Here is a 22073-nt window from a genome sequence, read left to right as displayed (position 1 = left end):
TTCGGCGACGGGCCATGAAGCCAGCCAGCGGAGGGAAGTCCTCGGCCCCCGGGGGGCCGAGGACCGCCCCCGACGGCGCGCCACAGCCTCCCCACCCGCGCCTTTGCTCGCACAAGACACCCAAGCTCAACCCGCAGCGCACCAAACCAACAGCAGGTTGTTCGCTGGCATCGCCACCCGCTCCCGCAGCACCAGCCCGGCCTGCGCCGCCTCGCGTTCGACATCTTCACGCCGGCGCAGCCCCCACCCGGCGTTGCGCATGCGCAGGTCGACATCGAAGCCCAGGTTGCCCGGCGATGTCGGCACGCCATCCTCGAGATACGGCCCATACGTGATCAGCACCCCTTGCGGCGACAGGTGCCGCGCCGCGCCGCGCATCAGCCCGCCACAGCATTCCCACGGCGCGGCGTGGATCATGTTGGCGCAGAAGACGGCATCGACCTGCGCCGGCACACCGGGCCACTCGGGCGACAGCACATCGAGCTGCAGCGGCGTGCGCACGTTGTCGATACCCGCGCACCATGTGCCGATCGACGGCAGCGTCTCGGCATTGAAATCGCTCGGCTGCCACTGCCACCCCGGCAGCCCGGGACTGCAGTGCGCCGCATGCTGGCCGGTGCCACTGGCGATCTCCAGCAGCAGCCCTTGCGGCGGCAGCAGGCGTTGCAGCTCGGCCAGGATGGCCGCACGGTTGCGTTCGGCGGCGGGACTGTGTCGACGCGGATCGGCGCTCATGGGGCGCTCATCCGCAGCACGCGCGCCGCTTCTTCCAATCGCGCATCCTCGATCTCGCGCAGCACGCCCGACAGGTCCACCGCACCGGCCCGCTGCTCGTAGCGGCCGGTCAGCGCCATGCCCGGCACCAGCAGCCCGCCGGCATACAACGACCACATCTCCGGACCGTACCGCGTGCCCAGCAGGCTGGGCGCGAAGCGCCCGAAGAAGTTGCGCAGGTTGTCGACATCGCGCATCAGCATGCGCGGCGCGTGGTTGTTGCCGGCCGCATCCACCGCCTGCGGCAGGTCGATGATCACCGGGCCGTCCGCCGCCAGCAGGATGTTGAACTCCGACAGGTCGCCGTGGATCACGCCGGCGCACAGCATGCGCACCACCTCGTCGATCAGCGTCGCATGGTGCTGCAGCGCCTGCGCTTCGCTGAACTGCAGGTCGTTCAGGCGCGGCGCGGCATCGCCCCGCTCGTCGGCCACCAGCTCCATCAACAGCACGCCGTCGAGAAAATTGTGCGGCTTCGGAACGCGCACGCCAGCCGCCGCCAGCCGGTACAGCGCGTCGACCTCGGCGCTCTGCCACGCAGCCTCCTGCTGCTCGCGGCCGAACGCCGTGCCCTTGGCCATCGCACGCGCCTGGCGGCTGTTGCGCACCTTGCGGTTCTCGGTGTAGTCCACCGCCTGCCGGAAGCTGCGCTTGTGCGCCTCCTTGTAGATCTTCGCGGCGCAGGTCTCGTCGCCGCAGCGCACGACGTACACATCGGCTTCCTTGCCGCTCTTGAGCTGGCGGACGACGCTGTCGATCAAACCTTCGGCAACCAGGTTCTGCAGGCGGGCGGGTATTTTCATCAGGCCATTTTCAGGCCATTCAGATCCCCTGCTTCGTCGGCATGATCACCACCTGCTGCAGGTTCACGTGCTTCGGCTGCGCAACGATGAAGCCGACGCTCTCCGCCACGTTCTCCGGCTGCAGGAACTCCATCGTCTTCTCGGCACCGGCCAGCCAGTCCTTCGCGCCCTGGAAGGTCACGTGGCCCTGCAGCTCGGTCGCGACGATGCCCGGCTCGATCATCGACACACGGATGTTCTTCGGCCCGAGCTCGATGCGCAGGTGTCGCGTCAGGTGGCTCACATAGGCCTTGGTCGCGGTGTAGACGGCGAAGTACGGGTAGAGGTACTGGCCGGCGATCGACGAGGTGTTGACCAGGTCGACCGTCGCGCCTTCGGCCGCGGCCTGCACCAGCTGCGGCACGAAGGCATGGATCACGCGCATCACGCCGGTCACGTTCAGGTCGATCTGCTGCTCCCACTCGCCGAGCTTGCCCTCGGCGATCGCACCCGGCAGCATCACGCCGGCGTTGTTGAAGACCAGGTCGGCCCGGCCCCAGGCCGATGCGACCCGCGCCGCAGCGGCGGCCACCGAGGCCTGGTCGGTCACGTCGACCGGCACCGCGATGGCCTCGCCGCCGGCCGCGGCGATCTCGGCCACCAGCCCGTCGAGGGCCTCCTTGCGGCGTGCCAGCACCGCGACCTTGGCACCGCGCGAGGCCAACAGCAATGCCGATGCACGGCCGATGCCGCTCGAGGCGCCGGTGACGACCGCGACGCGGCCGGCCAGTTGGGAAGCGAAGGGGTTCGATGCGATGGTCATGGGATTCGTCCTTGGGTTGAGCGCCGCGACGGCGACGCATGGACCGCACTGTAGGAATCCAATCCCAACCCGGGTAGTCCACCAAAGCCGTTACTTTGACAACCGTCGGTTTCGAATCAGCGGCGCGCCCTGCGCACGCGCCGCGTCAGCGAACGCAGTTCTGCCGGCGCGATCGAGAACTGCCGGCTGTCGCGCAGCCACGCGGTGCTGAAGTCGATGAAGCGGCGCACCCGGCCCGGCATGTCGGCACGCTGCGCGTAGTACAGGTAGAGCCCCATGCGCTCGCTGACGTGATCCGTCAGCACCGGCACCAGCCGGCCGTCGCGCAACGCGGCCGCGGCGTTGATGCTGTCGACCTGGCCGAGGCCGATGCCGGCCAGCACCGCCAGGCAATCGGCCTCGGGTTCGCTGCTGCACAGCACCGCCGTCACATGCTGGAACACCGTGCTGCCGTCGACCTCGAACTCCCACGGCATCGGCCGGCCGGTGCCCGGCTGGCGGTACGCGGTGCAGCGGTGCTGCAGCAGGTCCTGCAGCTGCTGGGGCGCCGGGTGCCGGGCCAGGTAGGCCGGCGACGCGCAGGCGATCTGCTGGACCGTGAACAGCCGGCGCGCGATGACCTGCGCATCGGGCGCGCTGCCGGCGCGGAAGCCGACGTCGATGCGCTCGCCGACCAGGTCGGTGAACCGGTCCTCGAGCAGCAGGTCGACCTGGATCGCCGGGTGCTGCGCCTGGAAATCCGCCAGCATCGGCACCAGCACCTTGCGCGCCGTCGCGCCGGCGGCGCTGACCCGCACCATCCCTTCGTCGTTGCGCGCGGCACTGCGCGCGCGCGTCAGCGCATCGACCAGCCCGTCGAGGTTCGGCCGCGCCGAATGCAGCAGCCGCTCGCCTTCTTCGGTCAGCGAGTTCTTGCGCGTCGTGCGGTGGAACAGGCGCACGCCCAGGTGCTGCTCGAGCTGGCGGATGGTCTTGCTGACCGCTTGCGGCGTCGTGGCCTGAGCCTGCGCGGCCTGGTTGAAGCTGCCCAGCTCGGCCACCCGCACGAAAGTCGACAACGCTCGCAGTTCGTCCATGCCACGAGCCTACCGCAGCAGCACCCGGGGTTTTCGATCAGCGGGTTTCCGATGCCCGGTCCCCGGCGGAACGGAACGACATGGTGCGTTACCGTTGGTCTTCTTCTTGCTCTCACCGACGGTTCTCCCGGTCCGGCCTGCGCCGGCCACACCGGGCGCCCTTGAGCAAGGCGCGCGGATCACCGTTCCCGCTCGCAACCCAAGAAGGAGGGATCACATGCAGAGAACAACCAGGGTCCGCCGGGCCATCGCGGCGGCCTTCGGCAGCGGCATGGCCTTGTCAGGCGCGCAGCAGGCTGTCGCACAGGACGCGACGTCCTCGACACAACAGCGACTGGAACGCGTCGAAATCACCGGCTCGTCGATCCGGCGTGTCGAATCGGAGACCGCGCTGCCGGTCACGGTGATCACCAAGGAGCAGATCGAGCGCAGCGGCGCGACCAATGTCGAGGCGCTGCTGCAGCGGGTGTCGGCCAGCACCGGGCTGCAGTCCGACACCACCCAGGGCGCCGGCTACGCGACCTCGAACGCCAACATGCGCGGGCTCGGTGCCAACTCGACGCTCGTGCTGCTGAACGGCCGGCGGCTTGCGAACCACCCGTTCGGCAGCATCGGCGGCACGGTGTCGGTCGACCTGAACAGCATCCCGTTCGCCGCGCTGGAGCGCATCGAGGTGCTGCGCGATGGTGCATCGGCGGTGTACGGCACCGATGCGGTCGGCGGCGTCATCAACTTCATCACGCGACGCGACTACACCAGCGGCCAGCTGACGGTGCGCTACGGCGACACGCAGGCCAACGTGGGCGGCAAGGAAAGCGGCCTGAGCCTCGCCTACGGCCAGGGCGACCTGTCGAGCGACGGCTACAACCTCCTGTTCACCGCGAACTACCAGGACAACACCCGCATCCGTGCGATCGACCAGGGCTACTACAACCGCGGCGTCAGCGAGATCCCCGGTTCCGCGCCGCCGACCTCGGGCCGCGGCTTTCCGGGCCGGCTGGTCGACTTCGGCATCAGCCCCGGCGCGTACCGCGGCACCAACGGCTTCGACGACCCGAACTTCGCGCCCTGCGATCCGAAGTTCACCGTCGTGACGACCTCGGGCACCACGCCGAACGGGCAGCCGAAGCAGGCCTGCCGCTTCATCTACTCGGCCACGCTCGACAACCTGCCCGACCAGACCAAGGGCGACCTGTTCGGCCGCTTCACGCTGCGCCTGGATCCGCAGAACGAGCTCTTCGCCGAAGCCTCGTACGCACGCAACCACAACATCGGACGCGTCGCGCCGGTGCCGATCGACTCCACCGCGGGGCACCTGAACCCCGACACCGCGAGCTACCCGAGCTTCTCGATCCCGGTCACCAGCCCCTACTACCCGGCCGCGCTGCTGGCCACGCTGGGCTACGCCGCGCCGGCCACCGGCATGGCCGAGGTCTCGATGCGGGCCGTGCCGGTGGGCAACCGCATCAACGACAACGTCAACGAGCAGATGCGCGCGGTGGCCGGCCTCAAGGGCACGGCGCAGGGCTGGGACTACGACTCGGCACTGACGATCGCCCGCGGCAAGGGCTCGCTGAGCTACTTCGGCTACATCAGCGAACCCAGGTTCATCGCCGCGCTGGGCACCGGCCAGATCAATCCCTTCGGCCCCAGCGACGCGGCCGGCGAGGCGCTGCTGCGCTCGACGCTGCTCGAAGGCAAGATGCGCGAGTCCACCAGCACGACCACGGTGCTCGACGGCAAGGCCAGCCGCGAGTTCATGGCGCTGCCGGGCGGCCAGCTCGCGGCCGCCTTCGGCTTCGACCTCCGCCACGAGCAGGCCAAGGACACGCCGGTCAACGACGAGTACCGCCAGGGCCTGCACATCGGCGGCGAGGGCACGGTGCCCGAGACGCGCGCCAGCCGCAACGTGATCGCGGTGTTCACCGAGGTCACCGCGCCGTTCGCGACAGGCTGGGAAGCCGGCCTCGCAGCCCGCTACGACCGCTACAGCGACTTCGGATCCAGCTTCAACCCGCGTGCCAGCCTGCGCTGGCAGCCGGCGCGCGAGGTGCTGTTGCGCACGTCCGCCGGCACCGGGTTTCGCGCACCGTCGCTGTGGGACGTGAACAGCCCGCCGTCGATGACCAACACCGCCAACTCGCTGAAGGACCCGGCCTGCCCGATCGCCGGCGACGCGCGCTGCGAGAGCCAGTTCAACGAGCGCTTCTCGTCGTCGAGCGACCTGAAGGCCGAGAAGTCGAAGCAGTTCTCGGCCGGCATCGTGCTGGAGCCGGTGAAGTGGCTGTCGACCTCGCTCGACTGGTGGCTGATCAAGAAGACCGACCAGATCAGCGTGGTCACCGGCGACGCGATCCTGACCGAGCCCGGGCTGCTGGCGAAGTTCGGCAACCGCATCCACCGCACCGCCGACGGCTACATCAGCTACATCGACACGCCGGTCGAGAACCTGGGTGACCTGCGCACCTCGGGCATCGACCTCGACGTGACGACGCGCTGGGCGCTGCCTTCGGTCGGCAAGCTGACGGTCGCATTGAACGGCACCTACGTCGACACCTGGAAGCGCCAGGCCTACAAGGACGGCCCGATGACGGACTACGCCGGCACCGCCGGCGACGGCGGCAGCGTGCAGCCGCACCCGCGCTGGCAGCATTCGTTCAGCATCGACCTGCAGCGCGACAGCTGGGGCGCGACGCTGGAGAACGTGTTCGTGAAGGGCTGGACCGAATCGGCCGACCTGGTCGACGCCAACGTCGGCGTGCACCAGGAATACCACGTGAAGGACTCGAGCCGCTGGAACCTGTCGGGCGTCTACACCGGGCTGAAGGACTTCTCGGTGCGCCTGGGCGTGCGCAACCTGTTCGACGAGGAGCCGCCGTTCACCGCGGTCGCGTCGTACGGCTCGCATGCCACCGGCTACGCGGCATCGTTCGCCGATCCGCGCGGGCGCTTCTATTACGCGTCGGTGAGCTACCAGTTCAAGTAAGTGCGCATGGCGGCGCCCGGGAGGGCGCCGCTCTTCATGGATAATGTTGAGAATCATTCTCAACAATCCAGGCCGATGCGCACACTCCAGATCGTCTCCCGCGTCGCCGCCGGCGTGCTCGGCGGATGGTCGTTCACCTGGGGCTTCGTGATGCTCGGCATCGCGCTGGCGCTCGCCGCCGGCATGCCGTATGCCGATGCGCGGACGTTGCTCTACCTGGTCGCGTTCCTCGTCTACCTCGTCGTGTTCTGCTGGTCGTTCGCGGCCGCGAGCACGGCACGCGTGTGGCTCGTGCTGTTCGGCGGCGGCGCGGCGATGACCGGACTCGGCTGGTGGATGACGCGGCTGCCGGCCGCCTGAGAAGCCCGAGGAAGCACACCATGTTCCCCACCTTTCGCCTGTCGATGACCTGGCTGCACACATGGTTCGGCCTGGTGCTCGGCTATGTGCTGATCGTCGTGTTCTTCTTCGGCTCGTTGTCGGTGTTCGACCGCGAGATCGACCGCTGGGCGATCCCCGAGACGCGCTTCGCGCCGCAGCCGATGTCGTCGTTCGACACGATGCTCGCGCCGATCTTCGCGCGCATGGCGCCCGAAGCCGACGAGCTGCAGGCGGCCGCGAAGCGTGTCAGCGGCCCGCTGCCGAAGACGCTCGCGCCGATGAACTGGGGCGCCTACACGACGCACCGCGACCCGGTGCTGTCGCTGTACGCCGAGTACGCGGTGCCGAACAACCCGAGCGACCCCGACGACCACGTGCACGGCCACGTGACGATCGACCCGCGCAACGGCCGGCTGCTGCCCGACGACCAGCTGAAGATCGGCAGCGAGTTCTTCTACCCGATGCACTACGGGCTGAACCTGACCTGGAAGGACCTCGGGTACTGGATCGTCGGCTTCGCGGCGCTGGTGATGCTGGCGGCGCTGGTGTCGGGCGTGGTGATCCACCGCCGGCTGTTCCGCGAGCTGTTCACGTTCCGCCCGCGCAAGCACGTGCAGCGCAGCACGCTCGACCTGCACAACCTGACCGGCGTGGTCGCGCTGCCCTTCCACTTCATGTTCGCGCTGACCGGGCTGACGGTGTTCGCGAGCATCTACCTGCCGGTCTCCGAGACGCTGCTGAAACCGCAGGCGGTCGCGGCCGCGATGGCCGAGGCGACGGCCAAGGGCCTGCCCTTCAAGCCGGCCGGCGTGCAGGCGCCGCTCGCATCGGTCGACGCGATGGTGATCGAGGCGAAGCGCCGCTGGGCCGCGCGCGGCATGCCGGGCGAGGTCGGCTACCTGTACGTGAACCACGTCGGCGACCGCAACAGCACCGTCACGCTGTACCGCGCCGGCAGCGACCGCGTGACGCTGGTCGGCCAGCCGATCCACTTCGAAGGCAGCACCGGCCGCGTGCTGCTCGAGGAGCCGCCGCCGAGCGCGGTGGCCAGCGTCAACGACTTCCTGACCGGGCTGCACCTGCAGCATTTCGAGCACTGGCTGCTGCGCTGGTTCTACGTGTTCGGCGGGCTGATGGGCTGCATCTGCATCGCCACCGGCTTCATCTTCTTCGTCGAGAAGCGCAAGCGCCAGCATGCGAAAGCGGAGGTCGGCGGCGCGCGCTGGGCCGATGCGGTGGCGGTCGCCACGGTGACCGGCATGCTGGTCGCGGCGCTCGCGATCCTGGTCGCCAACCGGCTGCTGCCGGCCGACCTGGCGCAGCGCGGCGACTGGGAGAAGGCCGCGTTCTGGGGCGCCTGGGTGCTGGCGGCCGCGCATGCGCTGTGGCGCAGCGCGCCGGTGCGCGATGCCCGCCTGTCGCCGGCCTGGGCGGAGCAGTGCATGGCCGTGGCGGCGCTCGCGTTCGCGGCGGTCGCGTTGAACTGGGCCACGACCGGCGACCACCTCGTCAAGACGCTCGGCGAGCGCTATTGGCCGGTGGCCGGGCTCGATCTCGCGCTGCTGGTGGCGGGCGCGATCGCCGCGTCGGCCGCTGTCGCGCTGCGGCGCCGTGCAGGTGCAGGTGCAGGTGCAGGTGCGGGCGTGGCCGTCGCCGAGAGCCGGCCAGGGACCCCGGACGATGCGGAGACCGCGAATGCCTAAGGGGTTGCTGTTGACCCTCGCACTGCTGTGCAGCGCCGGCGGCATCGCGTGGCTGGCGCTGGCGATGGAGGTGCATTGGCAGCAGGCGCACGGCAGCGCGGCCGGCCCGGCCCGGCGCACCGCGATCGGCCTGCGCGTGCTGGGCGGTGCGGCACTGGCGGTGTCGTTCGGCGTCTGCCTGCTCGCCGACCACGCGACGATGGCGGTGCTGGTATGGGTGATGTCGCTCGCGGCATCGGCCCTCGTGGTGGCGCAGACGCTGGCCTGGCGACCGCGCTGGCTCGCGTGGCTCACACCCTGGGCCGAAAGGCAATCCCACTGACACCCGGTACCGTCCCGGGGTGCGGAGTCGAGAATGGCGCCTCGCCATCACGGCGTTCAACAACGGGAGAGGTTCCATGAAGACGACGAAGCTGCTGCGCGTTGCGGCGGGTGGCCTGGTGACGCTGCTGACGGCCACGTCGGCACTCGCCGCGGGCTGGACGCTGACCGACCTGGGCCCGGTGGGTGGCACCGCGAGCGTCGCGGACGGCATCAACAACGCGGGCCAGGTCGTCGGCTATGCCGAAGCGGCCGATGGTTCGCCCCGCGCAGTGATCTGGACCGCCGGCATCGCGACCGTGCTGAGCCCGGGACTCGGCCGCGCGCTCGCCGTCAACGCCAGCGGTGTCGCGGCCGGCAGCGTACTCAGCCCCGATGGCACGGCGAGCGATGCCGCGCTGCTGTCGCCGGCCGGCGTGGTCGACGTCGGCACGCTGGGCGGCGGCTTCGCGATCGTCGTGGCGATCAATGACAGCGGCCAGTTCGCCGGCTGGTCGCGCCGGGCCGATGGCCGCGACCACGCCTTCCTCGCCACCGCCGCTGGCCTGTCGGACCTGGGCACCTACGGCGGCGACTACAGCCAGGCGTATGCGTTGAACAACGCCGGACTGGTGGTCGGCTCCGCGTACGACGCCGCGGGCAAGTCGCGCTGCTTCCTGTCGACCGGCGGCGGGCTGGTCGACCCGGGCACGCTCGGCGGCACGTTCTGCAATGCCTTCGCGGTCAACGATGCCGGGCAGGTCACCGGCAGCAGCGCCACCGCGGCCGGCATCGGCCATGCCTTCGTGCACGATGCGCGCGGCATGATCGACCTGGGCACGCTGGGGGGCAGCAGCAGCCTCGGCAAGGCGATCAACCGGCACGGCCACGTCGTCGGCTCGGCGCGCACCGCGGGCAACCAGACGCATGCCTTCCTGCACGACGGCACGACGATGACCGACCTCGGCACGCTGGGCGGCAGCACCAGCATCGCGACCGGCATCAACGCGCTCGGGCAGGTCGTCGGCAACTCGACGACTGCCGGCGGCGCGAAGCAGCCGTTCTTCTACGCCGACGGCGTGATGGTGAACCTGAACACCGTGCTGCCGGGGCTGTCGAACATCAACGCCGACAAGATCTACCTGAACGACGCCGGCCAGATCGCGGGCACCGGCACCATCGGTGGCCAGCAGCATGCGTTCGTGCTGACGCCGACGCCTTGAGCCGGCGGCCGACGCAGCGGCGCGTCAGCCTGGCGCGCTGAACAACGCATCGGGCAGCTCTCGCAAGCGCAGCACCGGGTACAGCCGCCACGCAGGCTCGGCATACCGTTGCGCGACGAGGAAGAGGAAGCCGAGCACGGCGTCCCGATCGGCCAGCAGTTCGGGGTGCGCGGCTTTCCAGTCGTCAAAGCGCGCACGCAGCCCAGGCTCGGCATCCAGCAGCCGCTCGGCCTCGTCCTCGAACACGTAGTCGCTGAAAGCCTCTTTCTTGTCGAGCACGCTGTCGAAGAAGGCCCAGCGGAAGAAGCTGTCGATGCCCAATGGCTCGAGCAGCTCGACGACGAAGCGGTCGTGCGGCCCGCCCAGCGGGACCAGCCAGTCGCCCACGGCCACGTCGGCGGTGAGCGCCTCGGTCTCGACCTCCAGCACGTCGTGCAGGTGACGGCCCTCGAACGGCGCGCGCCGCTTGTCGAAGCGCGTGATGCGGTGGGCCTCGGCCGGCACGCGGCCTGCGCGCCCTGCACGCTGCAGCGGCACGCCGTTCGCCTGCAGGCGCAGCGCCACATCGTGCCAGGCTTGCGGCAGCAGGTAGGCGCGCGGCGGCACCACGCTGGTGGTCGCCTGGTAGCGGTCGAAGTAGGCGATGTCCTTCACCCACGGCGCATGGCGGTCGTAGCGCAGCCGCTGGTAGCTGCCGAGGCGGCTCGGCTCATGCACCGCCGTGAAGCCGCTGAAGCGGAACGGCCGGCTGCGCTGCAGGTCGAGCGCCCAATCGAGCGCGACGGGTGCACCGCCCGCGATGGCGGTGCGGTCCGCCGCCCGCGCGGCGCGGATCGCGTCGCCGTGCGCCACCGTGTGCGCGAGCGCCGCCTCCACCAGCGCGCGCGTGCCGTGGTAGCGCGCGTCGAAGGCCTTCAGCATGTGCGTCTCGGGCATGAAGCCGATCGTGTGGTGCAGCGCCGCGTAGCCGGTGGAGAAGCGCGGCGAGTCGAGGAAATCGGCGATGCCGTCGTCCGGAATCTCCTTCAGCGTGTTCACGTACGGGCACATCGGGAAGCCCCGCTTGTCCATCCCGGCGTACAGCGCCGGCAGCATCGTCTCGCGCAGGTGCTCGCCGGTGCGGCCGCCGAGCTTGTCGGGCTGGGTCGCGATCAGCGTCACCACGTGCTGGTAGTCGGCACCGTTCGACGTGTGGGTGTCGACCATCACATCGGGGTCCCAGCGGGTGAACACCTGCGCGAACGTGCGGGTGTTCAGGCTGTCCGCTTTGACGAAGTCGCGGTTCAGGTCGAGGTGGCGCGCGTTGCCGCGGAACCCGAAGGCCTCGGGACCGTTCTGGTTGACGCGGCTGGTGTCCTGCCGGTTCAGCGCGCCATCGACGTTGTAGACCGGGATGTAGAGCAGCACCGTGCGCCCGAGCGCCGCGCGCCGCGCCGGGTCGAGGCACAGGTCGCGCAGCAGCGCCATGCAGGCGTCGATGCCTTCGGGCTCGCCGGGGTGGATGCCGTTGTTGTTGAAGAACACCGGCCGGCCCGCGGCCTTCACCGCCTGCGGGTCGAAGACGCCATCGTTCGAGAACACGCCGACGTGGATCGGCACGCCGCCGTCCGACCGGCCCGCCTCCTCGAAGCGCAGCCAGGCGCCGAAGGCCGCGGSGAGCCGCTGGTGGAAATCGATGCAGTCTTGCCAGGTGGTGGTCTGGTTGCCGTTGCCCCGCTCGAACGGCGTGGCCCAATCGTCGTGGATGTTCATCCGCGCAGTCTAGGCGGTACGATGCCGGCCTTCCGAACTGAGCCGAGGACAGCGATGCCCACTCCCTCCGAACTCATCGACGAGAAGATCGACGGCCTGGCCGACTGGCGCGGCGAGATGCTCGCGACGCTGCGCGCGCTGATCCTGAAGGCCGACCCCGGCGTCACCGAAGAATGGAAGTGGGGCACCGCGGCCTGGTCGGCGCACGGCCTGATCTGCACCAGCGAGACCTACAAGAAGGCGGTGAAGATGACCTTCGCGAAAGGCGCCTCGGTGCCCGATCCGAAGGGCCTCTTCAACTCGAGCCTCGACGGCAACGTCCGCCGCGCGATCGACTTCCATGAAGGCGACAAGCCGGACGCCACCGCGCTGAAGGCGCTGTTCCGCGCGGCGATCGCGGTCAACAAGGCCGCCGGCTCCTGAGCCGGCGGCCCGTGTCAGGCCGAGGCAAGCGCCGGCAGGCCTTGCGCATGTCGCGCCGCCAGGAACATCGTCGAACGGTCTGGGGCCGGTCGCTGGCGCTTTTCAGAGCTTCGTGAAACGGATCCAGTTCAGGTTCCATCCGCTGGCCGGCGCGTAGACACCGACGTCGTAGGTGCCGGCGTTGATGTTCACCGTGTGGGACACCGTGGCCCAGGCCTGCCAGCCGCCGGTGGCCGGGATGCCAACCTGGCCGAGCCGGAGGGTTCCGCCATTCAAGTCCAGCGACAGCGCCGAGCCGCCGGGGCTGGCCACGCGGTACTCGACGCGGTAGGTGCCGCTGCGGGGAAAGCCGATCTTGCCGTAGACCATCCAGTCGCCGGCATCGATCCAGCCGGCGTTGCGGCCGCCTTCGACACAGGCTTCGGTCTGCACGCCCTTCTGGCTGCTGAAGTTCTCTGCCTCGAGCTTCAGCGTCCAGGCGGTGGTCGATGGTCCGGACGGCACCGACGGCGACAAGGGCCCGGCCCACAGGCTCGGAACATCTTCGCGTTTGGTGCCGGGGGCCGGCTTCGGCTGGTACGCGGGGAAGTCCGGGCTCGCATGCCCGACCTGCGGGAACACCAACTGCATCGAGTAGTCCATCTTCATCAGCTCGACCGAGCCGGTGGCACTGATGCTGTAGGTGTCGCCGGGCTTCACCGGCACCGGCCGGGCCAGGCTGCATTGGTTGAAGCCATAGCCCTGCACTGGCGTGCAGCTCGACTGCTGGCCGGTGCTGAGGTTCTGCACCGTCAGCGTGCCGATGCCGGCGGTGCCGGCCGAGAAGCCGCCCGCTTCCGTCAGGTTGCGCGCGACCTGCAGGTTGCCGTAGGCCACCGTGCAGCTGACGCAGTCGTCGCTGTAGGCGTAATACGGCTGCCCGGGCACGTTGGTTCCGTTGGTCAGACGAAACCCGTATTGCGGCAGGCGAACGGCCGGGTGATCGGGATCGTCGTCATTGATGTGCGAGAGGTACTGGCCGTTCGCCTGGCCGTAGCGCCAGGTCTTGCCGCTGTCTTCCGACCAGGCCACATGCTCCCGCGGGTCCATCGACATCAGCGCATCGATCGCGTTCCTGTCGAGCTCGTTGCGGCCATGCGGTCCAACCAGCGCCGCGTCGCCGATGGGCGCGTTGAACGAGAAGAAGTTGCGGGCCGGATCCGGGTGTTCGTTGCTGATCACCAGGCCGTACATCCGGCCGGCCTTCAACGACGCGTTCACCGAGGCCCAGGCGAACACCGGCACCTCGTTCTTCACCTCCGCCTTGGCCTGGTTGTGGCGGGTGCAGCCGTTGACCGTCTCCGAAGCGATCTCGCCGGCCGGCAGGCCGGTGGCCTCGTCGATGTCGACCAGCCGGGCCAGCATCGTTCCGCCGTCTCCGGCGCCATATTCAGCAGTCGAGCTCCAGCAGTTGGCACCCTTCAGCTTGAAGCCGAAGTAGACGCGGTCGACCTGCATGTCCGAGCGCGGCACGAAGCGCAGCAGTTGTCGGTAGTTGGTGGCTTTCAGCGGCGAGTCGTTGACGTTCTCGATGCCGAGCGTCAGCGCGCCGGCGCGGCCCGGGCCGCCGCCGCTGGCCCATGTCGTGGAGGGCACGGCGCAGAGGCCCACCAGCGCTGCAACGCCGACGTGCGCGAGGTTCGTCTTCAGAGAGAGTTTTTTCATGGCGCATGGTGGCGGGAGCTGCCAGGGAGCGTCTACCGAACGGCTGGCTACAGTGGTGACGAGCCGTTCCGGGGTGCGCCGGACAACAAGAAGCCCTGGTGCACTGCTGCGCCAGGGCTTCTTCACTTCACGGTCCTCGTCGGACCTTCATCTGGTGCCGGAGACACCCCGATTCACCTGTGAATCGTCGATGCGACACCCCATGGTCACTCCACTGGTTACTGGACTGAATCGCCTTCGGCATGCAGCCCAGATCACGGCCCTGCGCATGCTCAATACAACCAACGCGCCATTTGCTCCGTTGTGAGATTGCTTCCGCACAGCACCGTCGCCAGTCGCTGGGATCGGAGTGGCGGGTGCTCGATCAGAGCCGCGATGCCAACGACACCGGCAGGCTCGACGACCAAGCCAGCTTCATGGAATACCAGGCGCATCGCGCGCTCAATGGCACCTTCACTCACCAGCAGCACGTTGTCAACCAACCCGTCCATGTCCGCCAACGCCTCAGCGACCGGCCGCCGTACTGCGATCCCGTCGGCAATGGTGTTCACCGCCGGACGCTCGATCATGCGATGGGCGTTCCACGATGCCGCCATGGCATCAGCGCCTTCCGCACAGACGCCGATGACCTGGACTTCGGGTGCGTGGGCTTTCGCCCAGCGCGCTGCGCCGTTGAGCAAGGCGCCGTTTCCCAACGGGAGAATCAGCGTGTCGAACCGGTGACGTGCCAGCAGCTCGCGCGCGATCGTTCCTGCGCCCTCGGCGATGCTGGCCTCCCGACCGTCTTCGACGAAAGTGGCGCCAGCTGACTCGCAAAAACGCTTGGCCTCTTCCTTGGCCGTGTCAAAGTCATCACTGTGCAAACGCACCTCCGCACCCATCGCGCGCATTCGTTCCACCTTGAACGCGTTCGCTGTCGTCGCGGTGTAGACCACGAGAGGCCGCCCACGAGCTCGGCAGACGTACGCCATCGCTTGGCCCCAGTTTCCTGCCGTGGCGCAAACCAATGTTCGTGCGGCGAGAGTCGGCAGGTTTTCGTGCATGAAGAAGTCAGCACCGCGTCCCTTGAAGGAACGCAAGGGATTCAACGTCTCGACCTTGAGCAACAAGGAGGCGCCGAGCGACTGGTTCAGCGGCTCGCATTCGAACTGCGGGCTGTCCAGGAACACGGGGTCGATCACCGCGGCAGCGCGCTCGATGTTGTGCAGCGAAAGTCGATGGGGGCTGTCGATAATGCTCATGCTCGAAAGTATGTGCGGCAGGGCATGGCGTCCGGCCGCGAATCACCCCCCGAATTCAACGCCAAGCCGCACACCGAGCTTGCTCGATGCGGGCGCTCGACGCGATGACTCTTGACAACTTCGACCGACATATTCTCGACCTCTACCAGCGCGACACCCGCCTGCCCGCAGAGCAGATCGGTGTCCATGTCGGTCTATCGGCCGCTGCCGTGCAACGGCGCCTGAAGCGACTTCGGGAAACCGGCGTCATCCTGGCCGAAGCTGCCGAGCTCGACTGCACCCATCTTGGCCTCGGCATCACGGCCATCGTGCAGGTCGATCTCGTCGACGAGTCTGCACGAGCCACGCAGGCGTTCCGCCACAAGCTGGATGCGCGTGGTGAAGTTCAGCAGTGCTACGGCGTTGCAGGTGCCGTTGACTATGTCCTCGTCGTCATCGTCCCCGACCTCGTTGCCTACGAAGCCTTCTGCGATGAATGCCTGCTGCACGACTCCAATGTCAGGAGCTTCACGACGCACATCGTGCTCGACGCTCACAGGCGACGGGGCCCCCTGAAGATTCCAGGCCTCCCGTAGCTGACAACGGAAGCGACTGAGCGACCGATCGTGGCCCGGGAGCGCGAGGTCGACACCCGCAAACTGCACTCAGCCGCACAACAAAAAAGCCCTGGAGCGTTGTGGCCCCAGGGCTTTTTGCAACATCACGGTCCTCGGTGGACCTTGTACTGGTGGAGCCGGGGGGAATCGAACCCCCGTCCGCAAGCCTTTTCCGGGCAGATCTACATGTGTAGCTGACTGATTTGTTTTTGAGGACAGTGGTCGCGCAGCAGCACGCTACCCTCATCCCGAGTCACTTGATTTAGCCCTTGAACCGAGTGACCCGGCTCAGAGCGATTCCATGTGAATGACTTCGCAGCTCCTGGGTTGCCCCTCAAGCCCAGCCCATGGACGTGCTGTTGCGAAGCAAGCCGGTATTAAGCGGCTTGTTGGAGTTCCGTATGGAACTGTGGAGCGTTCGCAGTTAAGTGCGATCCAGTGGATTTACGAGCGAACTGGTGCTCGACATGCCCCGCTCCGAATCCGAACCTACGTCGAAACCAGGTCGGCCCCAGAGCCCAGTAGTTTAGGCCATCCCCAGCAGCTTCAAGAGCTCATCGGGCGAATGCACGACATGCTGCGCGCCCCACGCCGCCACCGGCTCGCCAACACCGAGGTAGCCCCAGGCCGCAGCCACCGTCGCCATGCCGGCCGCGTGCCCGGCCTGCACATCGCGCAGGTCGTCGCCGACATACACGCACTCATGCGCCGCCATGCCCATCTGGCGCGCTGCCTCCAGCAACGGCGCCGGATGCGGCTTCGAATGCGGTGTCGTGTCGCCGCTCACCACCGCGCCGGCCCGCACATCGAGCCCCAACGCCGCCACCAGCGGGTTCGTGAAGCGCTTCGCCTTGTTGGTGACGATGCCCCAGCGCAGGCCGAGCGCCTCGATCGCGACCAGCATCGCCGGCACCGCGTCGAACGCCCGCGTGTGCTGCGTCATGCGAACCTCGTAGCGGTCGAAGAACTCGTCGCGCAACGCGATGAAGCTGCCCTCCGCCGGCGTGATGCCGAGCGCCACGCCGATCATTCCCCGCGCACCGGAGCCGACCATCGGCCGGAACTGCTCGAACGGCAACGGCTCGAGACCACGCGCCGCGCGCATGTCGTTGGCAGTGCCGGCCAGGTCGGGTGCGCTGTCGATCAAGGTGCCGTCCAGGTCGAACAGCACCGCCTTCACGCGCAGGCTCACAGCGGCTTCCTGCAGGCGAGCAGGTAGTTCACGCTGGTGTCGGCCGAGAGCCAGTAGCGGCCGGTCAGCGGGTTGTATTCCATGCCGCGCGTGCTCTCCAGCGCAAGGCCTGCCGTGCGCGCCCATTGCGCCAGCTCGCTCGGCTTGATGAAGCGCGCGTACTCGTGCGTGCCCTGCGGCAGCAGCTTCAGCAGGTACTCCGCGCCGACGATCGCGAACATGAACGCCTTCGCGTTGCGGTTGATCGTCGAGAAGAAGACCCAGCCGCCCGGCTTCGCGAGCGTCGCGCAGGCCTGCACGATCGACGACGGATCAGGCACGTGCTCCATCATCTCCATGCAGGTGACCACATCGAACTGCCCCGGCGACTCGGCTGCCAGCGCCTCGGCCGCGACCTCGCGGTATTCGACGCCGGTGGTGCCGGCCTCCATCGCGTGCAGTTGCGCCACCTTCAGCGCCTTGCCGGCGAGGTCGATGCCGAGCACGTCGGCGCCCTTGCGCGCCATCGAATCGGCCAGGATGCCGCCGCCGCATCCGACGTCGAGCACCCGCTTGCCCTTCAGCGCAGCGAGCCGGTCGATCCAGTCCAGCCGCAGCGGGTTGATCTGGTGCAGCGGGCGGAACTCGCTGTCGGGGTCCCACCAGCGATGAGCCAGGTCGCTGAATTTGGCGAGCTCTTGAGGGTCGGCGTTGATCATGTGGCCGTCAGTTTGGCATGCCGTGGCCGGCATCGAGGGGCCGCAGGATACCCCGCAGCAAGGCCCGCGCAAAAACAAAAAACCCCGCCGAGGCGGGGTTTCCGGAGTGTCAGCCGAGGCCGATCACTTGTTGCGCGTACCAACCACTTCGATTTCGACGCGGCGATTCTTCGCACGGCCTTCGGCGGTCTTGTTGTCGGCGACAGGCTGCTTCTTGCCCTTGCCTTCGGTGTACACGCGGTTCTTCTCGATGCCCTTGCTCACCAGGTAGGTCTTGACCGACTCGGCACGAGCGACCGACAGCTTCTGGTTGGCGGCGTCGCCACCGATCGCGTCGGTGTGGCCGACGGCGATGATGACTTCGAGGTTCACGCCCGAGGTCTTGCTGACCAGGTCGTCCAGCTTGGACTTGGCTTCCGGCTTCAGCGTCGACTTGCCGAAGTCATAGAAGGCGTCAGCGGCGAAGGTGACCTTCTCGGAGACCGGAGCGACCGGAACGACGACCGGTGCGGGCGGTGCGACCGGGGCCGGAGCCACCGGGGCCGGGGCGGGAGCCGGGGCCTGTGCAACCGGAGCCGGCGCCGGTGCCGGTTTCAGTGCGCCGTCGCACGCCTGGTTGGCCGTTGCCGGCGTCCAGTTGGCATCGCGCCAGCACAGTTCGTTGGAACCGTTCTTCCAGGGGATGCCGGTGCTGTTGACCCAGTTGTCAGCCCCGTTGGATTGGGCGAACGCAACAGACGCGGAAGCGGCGAGTGCGGCGGTTGCGAAGAGCGATGCCACTTTATTCAGTTTCTTCATGATTCTCCTCTTGAGGAATGTCGCAGATGGCCTGCAAAACGTCCAAACCGGAATCGGAAAGGTACGGCGAAACCCTCGGTCCCGAGCGCTCACCACCGTTGACTGATTGTGCCATAGGGCCTCTAGCGCCCCGGATTTTGGCCCGGTGTCGCGGCTTCGTCCTACGAGAGTCGAATCAGATGTTGCGCGAGCACTACAACGGCCGCGAACTAGAATCGCGGATTGCGCTCACGGGCCCGCCAGCGCCCGTCTTCACCGGCTCCGCCGACGACCTCGAATGACCCAGTTCGCCAAGGAAACCCTGCCGATCAGCCTCGAAGAGGAAATGCGCCGCTCGTACCTCGACTACGCGATGAGCGTGATCGTCGGGCGCGCACTGCCCGATGCGCGCGACGGCCTGAAGCCGGTCCACCGCCGCGCGCTGTTCGCGATGCACGAGCTGAACAACGACTGGAACCGGCCATACAAAAAGTCGGCCCGCATCGTCGGCGACGTGATCGGCAAGTACCACCCGCACGGTGACCAGTCGGTCTACGACACCATCGTGCGGATGGCGCAGGACTTCTCGATGCGCCACATGCTGGTCGACGGCCAGGGCAACTTCGGCTCGGTCGACGGCGACAACGCGGCGGCGATGCGCTACACCGAAATCCGGTTGTCGAAGATCGCGCACGAGCTGCTGGCCGACCTCGACAAGGAGACGGTCGACTTCGGCCCGAACTACGACGGCTCCGAGAAAGAGCCGCTGGTGATGCCCACGCGGATGCCGAACCTGCTGGTGAACGGCTCCGGCGGCATCGCGGTGGGCATGGCCACCAACATCCCGCCGCACAACCTGAACGAGGTGATCGACGGCTGCCTGCACCTGCTGAAGAACCCCGAGGCGACGATCGACGAGCTGATCGAGATCATCCCGGCGCCCGACTTCCCCACCGCCGGCATCATTTACGGCACCAGCGGCGTGCGCGACGGCTACCGCACCGGCCGCGGCAAGGTGGTGATGCGCGCGAAGTGCCATTTCGAAGACATCGACAAGGGCTCGCGCCAGTCGATCATCGTCGACGAGATCCCGTACCAGGTGAACAAGAAGACCCTGCTCGAGCGCATGGCCGAGCTGGTCCACGAGAAGAAGATCGAAGGCATCAGCCACATCCAGGACGAGTCCGACAAGTCGGGCATGCGCGTCGTGATCGAGCTGAAGCGCGGCGAGGTGCCCGAGGTCGTGCTGAACAACCTCTACAAGCAGACCCAGCTGCAGGACACCTTCGGCATCAACATGGTGGCGCTGATCGACGGCCAGCCGAAGCTCTGCAACATCAAGGACCTGGTCAGCATCTTCCTCGAGCACCGCCGCGAGGTCGTGACCCGCCGCACGGTGTTCGAGCTGCGCAAGGCGCGCGAACGCGGCCACGTGCTCGAAGGCCTGGCGGTCGCGCTGGCCAACATCGACGAATTCATCGAGACCATCAAGACCTCGCCGACCCCGCCGGTCGCGAAGGCCGCGCTGATGAGCAAGTCGTGGGATTCCTCGCTGGTGCGCGACATGCTCTCGCGCGCCGAAGGCGAGACCCCGGGCGGCCGCGACGCCTACCGCCCCGAAGGCCTGCCGCGCCAGTACGGCATGCAGGCCGACGGCCTGTACCGCCTCTCCGACGACCAGGCCGGCGAGATCCTGCAGATGCGCCTGCAGCGCCTGACCGGCCTCGAGCAGGACAAGATCGTCGGCGAGTACAAGGAGGTGATGGCGGAGATCGCCGACCTGCTGAACATCCTCGCGACGCCGTCGCGCGTGACGACGATCATTTCGGAAGAGCTGACCGCGATCAAGCTCGAGTTCGGCCAGACCAAGCTGGGCGCGCGCCGCAGCCAGATCGAGCACAACGCGCAAGACCTGGGCACCGAAGACCTGATCACGCCGACCGACATGGTCGTGACGCTCTCGCACACCGGCTACATCAAGAGCCAGGCGCTGTCCGAGTACCGCGCACAGAAGCGCGGCGGCCGCGGCAAGCAGGCCACGCAGACCAAGGAAGACGACTGGATCGACCAGCTCTTCATCGCGAACACGCACGACTACATCCTGTGCTTCACCAACCGCGGCCGCGTCTACTGGCTGAAGGTCTGGGAGGTGCCGCAGGGCTCGCGCAATTCGCGCGGCAAGCCGATCGTCAACATGTTCCCGCTGCAGCAGGGCGAGAAGGTCAACGTGGTGCTGCCGCTGACCGACGGCTTCCGCAGCTTCCCGGCCGACCACTTCGTGTTCATGTCGACCGCGCAGGGCGTGGTGAAGAAGACGGCGCTCGACGAATTCAGCAACCCGCGCAAGGCCGGCATCATCGCGGTCGACCTGGACGAGGGCGACTTCCTGATCGGCGCCGCGCTGACCGACGGCAAGCACGACGTGATGCTGTTCAGCGACGGCGGCAAGGCGGTGCGCTTCGACGAAGACGACGTGCGCGCGATGGGCCGCGGCGCCCGCGGCGTGCGCGGCATGATGCTCGACGACGGCCAGAGCGTGATCGCGATGCTGGTGGCCGAAGACGAGACGCAGAGCGTGCTGACCGCCAGCGAGAACGGCTACGGCAAGCGGACCAGCATCGTCGAATACACCCGCCACGGCCGCGGCACCAAGGGAATGATCGCGATCCAGCAGACCGAGCGCAACGGCAAGATCGTCGCCGCGACGCTGGTGCGCCCGGACGACGAGATCATGCTGATCACCGACAAGGGCGTGCTGGTGCGCACCCGCGTCTCCGAGATCCGCGAGCTGGGCCGCGCGACGCAGGGCGTCACGCTGATCGCGCTCGACGGCGGATCGAAACTGAGCGGCCTGCAGCGCATCGTCGAGAACGATGCCAACACAGACAGCACCGATGGAAACGACGCCGGGGATGCCTCCGGCAATGGAACGGGCGAAGCCCCGACGGAAGGGGAAGCCTGATGCGCCACCACCTGATCACGATCGCGCTGCTGGGCAGCACCACGCTGGGCGCGTGGGCCCAGTCGACCCCGGCCGCGCCGGCATCGCCGACGGCAGCCTCCGCGCCGGCCGCGCCATCCAGTCCCGCGAAGAAGGCCCTGGTGCAGCGCGTGCTGACGCTGCAGCAGCCGGCACTCGAGAACACCGCCCGCGAGGTGGCCGAGCGCCCGGCGATGCAGCTGACGAACGCCGCACAGCAGTACCTGCAGCAGCGCGTGCCGGCCGACAAGCGCGAAGCGATGTGGACCCAGGTGCAGGCCGCCGTGCGCAAGTACCTGGGCGAAGCGGTGCCGCTGGTCAAGGAACGCGCACTGGCGCTGAGCCAGACGACGCTCGCCGGCATGCTCGACGAACGCTTCACCGAAGACGAGTTGAAGCAACTGGTCGCGACGCTCGAGAACCCGGCCTTCAAGAAGTTCCAGCAGGCGATGCCCGAGATCAGCGACAGGTTCGTGCAGAAGCTGGTCGCCGACGCCGGCGCGTCGGTCGACCCGAAGCTGAAGGCGCTCGATGCGAGCATCTCGTCGGCGCTCGGCGTGTCGGCCGCCGGCGCGCCGGCCTCGGCACCGGCAGCGGGCTCGCGCGCCGCCAAGCCGGCCGCATCGGCCGCGTCGAAGGCGAGCGGCAAGTAAGTTCGTTTC

General features: G+C 68.1%; 19 protein-coding genes and 1 other RNA gene. 9 read left to right on the top strand and 11 right to left on the bottom strand.

What is annotated here, in order from left to right:
- Positions 1-126: 126 nt before the first annotated feature.
- From ASC98_RS20895 to ASC98_RS20880, 4 genes are all read right to left on the bottom strand, one after another.
- Entirely contained in the window at positions 127-735 is a 609-nt protein-coding gene (locus ASC98_RS20895) for a DUF938 domain-containing protein (protein WP_056813952.1), read from the bottom strand.
- Complete coding sequence (locus ASC98_RS20890) at positions 732-1577, bottom strand: PA4780 family RIO1-like protein kinase (RefSeq protein WP_056813949.1); 846 nt, start codon at positions 1575-1577, stop codon at positions 732-734. Before ASC98_RS20890 ends, ASC98_RS20895 begins: the two co-directional genes overlap by 4 nt.
- 19 nt (positions 1578-1596) lie before the next feature.
- Positions 1597-2379 (bottom strand): SDR family oxidoreductase, encoded by a 783-nt coding sequence (locus ASC98_RS20885; protein ID WP_056813947.1) that lies wholly within the window; start codon positions 2377-2379, stop codon positions 1597-1599.
- Positions 2380-2495: 116 nt separating this feature from the next.
- Positions 2496-3455: a LysR family transcriptional regulator gene (locus tag ASC98_RS20880; RefSeq protein ID WP_056813944.1), complete on the bottom strand. Its 960-nt coding sequence runs from the start codon at positions 3453-3455 to the stop codon at positions 2496-2498.
- A gap of 217 nt (positions 3456-3672) precedes the next feature.
- Between ASC98_RS20880 and ASC98_RS20875 the strand changes: the two genes are divergently transcribed.
- The 5 genes from ASC98_RS20875 (at position 3673) to ASC98_RS20855 (ending at position 10048) form a co-directional block, all read left to right on the top strand.
- A complete protein-coding gene (locus tag ASC98_RS20875) occupies positions 3673-6441 on the top strand; it encodes a TonB-dependent receptor (protein ID WP_162249307.1) in 2769 nt (922 codons plus the stop codon).
- Positions 6442-6516: 75 nt separating this feature from the next.
- Positions 6517-6801 (top strand): hypothetical protein, encoded by a 285-nt coding sequence (locus ASC98_RS20870; protein ID WP_056813938.1) that lies wholly within the window; start codon positions 6517-6519, stop codon positions 6799-6801.
- Between the two features lie 20 nt (positions 6802-6821).
- Positions 6822-8525, top strand: coding sequence for a PepSY domain-containing protein (locus ASC98_RS20865; protein ID WP_056813954.1), 1704 nt, complete (start codon positions 6822-6824; stop codon positions 8523-8525).
- 10 nt (positions 8526-8535) lie between these two features.
- Positions 8536-8847, top strand: coding sequence for a DUF3325 domain-containing protein (locus ASC98_RS20860; protein WP_369820465.1), 312 nt, complete (start codon positions 8536-8538; stop codon positions 8845-8847).
- A 76-nt stretch (positions 8848-8923) separates the two neighbouring features.
- On the top strand, positions 8924-10048 hold the full coding sequence (locus ASC98_RS20855) for an HAF repeat-containing protein (protein ID WP_056813932.1): 1125 nt from the start codon (positions 8924-8926) through the stop codon (positions 10046-10048).
- A 24-nt stretch (positions 10049-10072) separates the two neighbouring features.
- Here the strand turns inward: ASC98_RS20855 and ASC98_RS20850 are convergent, their stop codons facing one another.
- Positions 10073-11800: a M14 family zinc carboxypeptidase gene (locus tag ASC98_RS20850; RefSeq protein ID WP_056813930.1), complete on the bottom strand. Its 1728-nt coding sequence runs from the start codon at positions 11798-11800 to the stop codon at positions 10073-10075.
- A 54-nt stretch (positions 11801-11854) separates the two neighbouring features.
- Here ASC98_RS20850 and ASC98_RS20845 point away from each other — a divergent pair, with 54 nt between their 5' ends.
- Complete coding sequence (locus ASC98_RS20845) at positions 11855-12223, top strand: DUF1801 domain-containing protein (protein WP_235581341.1); 369 nt, start codon at positions 11855-11857, stop codon at positions 12221-12223.
- Between the two features lie 102 nt (positions 12224-12325).
- On the opposite strand, the gene ASC98_RS20840 is transcribed toward ASC98_RS20845, so the two are convergent.
- On the bottom strand, positions 12326-13927 hold the full coding sequence (locus ASC98_RS20840; RefSeq protein WP_082542065.1) for a carbohydrate-binding protein: 1602 nt from the start codon (positions 13925-13927) through the stop codon (positions 12326-12328).
- Positions 13928-14199: 272 nt separating this feature from the next.
- Entirely contained in the window at positions 14200-15168 is a 969-nt protein-coding gene (locus tag ASC98_RS20835; protein WP_056813921.1) for a threonine/serine dehydratase, read from the bottom strand.
- Between the two features lie 86 nt (positions 15169-15254).
- Here ASC98_RS20835 and ASC98_RS20830 point away from each other — a divergent pair, with 86 nt between their 5' ends.
- Entirely contained in the window at positions 15255-15743 is a 489-nt protein-coding gene (locus tag ASC98_RS20830) for an Lrp/AsnC family transcriptional regulator (RefSeq protein WP_056812538.1), read from the top strand.
- Positions 15744-15893: 150 nt separating this feature from the next.
- Here the strand turns inward: ASC98_RS20830 and ssrA are convergent.
- The 4 genes from ssrA to ompA all read right to left on the bottom strand — a co-directional run bounded on the left by ssrA (position 15894) and on the right by ompA (position 18452).
- Positions 15894-16277: a transfer-messenger RNA gene (ssrA, locus tag ASC98_RS29735) on the bottom strand.
- 13 nt (positions 16278-16290) lie between these two features.
- Positions 16291-16956, bottom strand: coding sequence for a phosphoglycolate phosphatase (gph, locus tag ASC98_RS20825; RefSeq protein WP_056812540.1), 666 nt, complete (start codon positions 16954-16956; stop codon positions 16291-16293).
- The gene (ubiG, locus tag ASC98_RS20820; protein ID WP_082542064.1) at positions 16953-17654 is read right to left on the bottom strand and encodes a bifunctional 2-polyprenyl-6-hydroxyphenol methylase/3-demethylubiquinol 3-O-methyltransferase UbiG; all 702 of its coding nucleotides are present in this window, start codon (positions 17652-17654) and stop codon (positions 16953-16955) included. The genes gph and ubiG overlap by 4 nt, the downstream gene beginning before the upstream one ends.
- A 123-nt stretch (positions 17655-17777) precedes the next feature.
- Entirely contained in the window at positions 17778-18452 is a 675-nt protein-coding gene (gene ompA / locus ASC98_RS20815) for an outer membrane protein OmpA (RefSeq protein ID WP_056812545.1), read from the bottom strand.
- Between the two features lie 277 nt (positions 18453-18729).
- Between ompA and gyrA the strand changes: the two genes are divergently transcribed.
- On the top strand, positions 18730-21393 hold the full coding sequence (gene gyrA / locus ASC98_RS20810; RefSeq protein WP_056812547.1) for a DNA gyrase subunit A: 2664 nt from the start codon (positions 18730-18732) through the stop codon (positions 21391-21393).
- Positions 21393-22064: a DUF2059 domain-containing protein gene (locus ASC98_RS20805; protein WP_056812550.1), complete on the top strand. Its 672-nt coding sequence runs from the start codon at positions 21393-21395 to the stop codon at positions 22062-22064. Before gyrA ends, ASC98_RS20805 begins: the two co-directional genes overlap by 1 nt.
- Positions 22065-22073 lie beyond the last annotated feature (9 nt).

The organism is Rhizobacter sp. Root1238, from assembly GCF_001425825.1.
GTDB lineage: Bacteria > Pseudomonadota > Gammaproteobacteria > Burkholderiales > Burkholderiaceae_C > Rhizobacter.
This window is presented reverse-complemented; position numbering and strand designations above follow the sequence as displayed.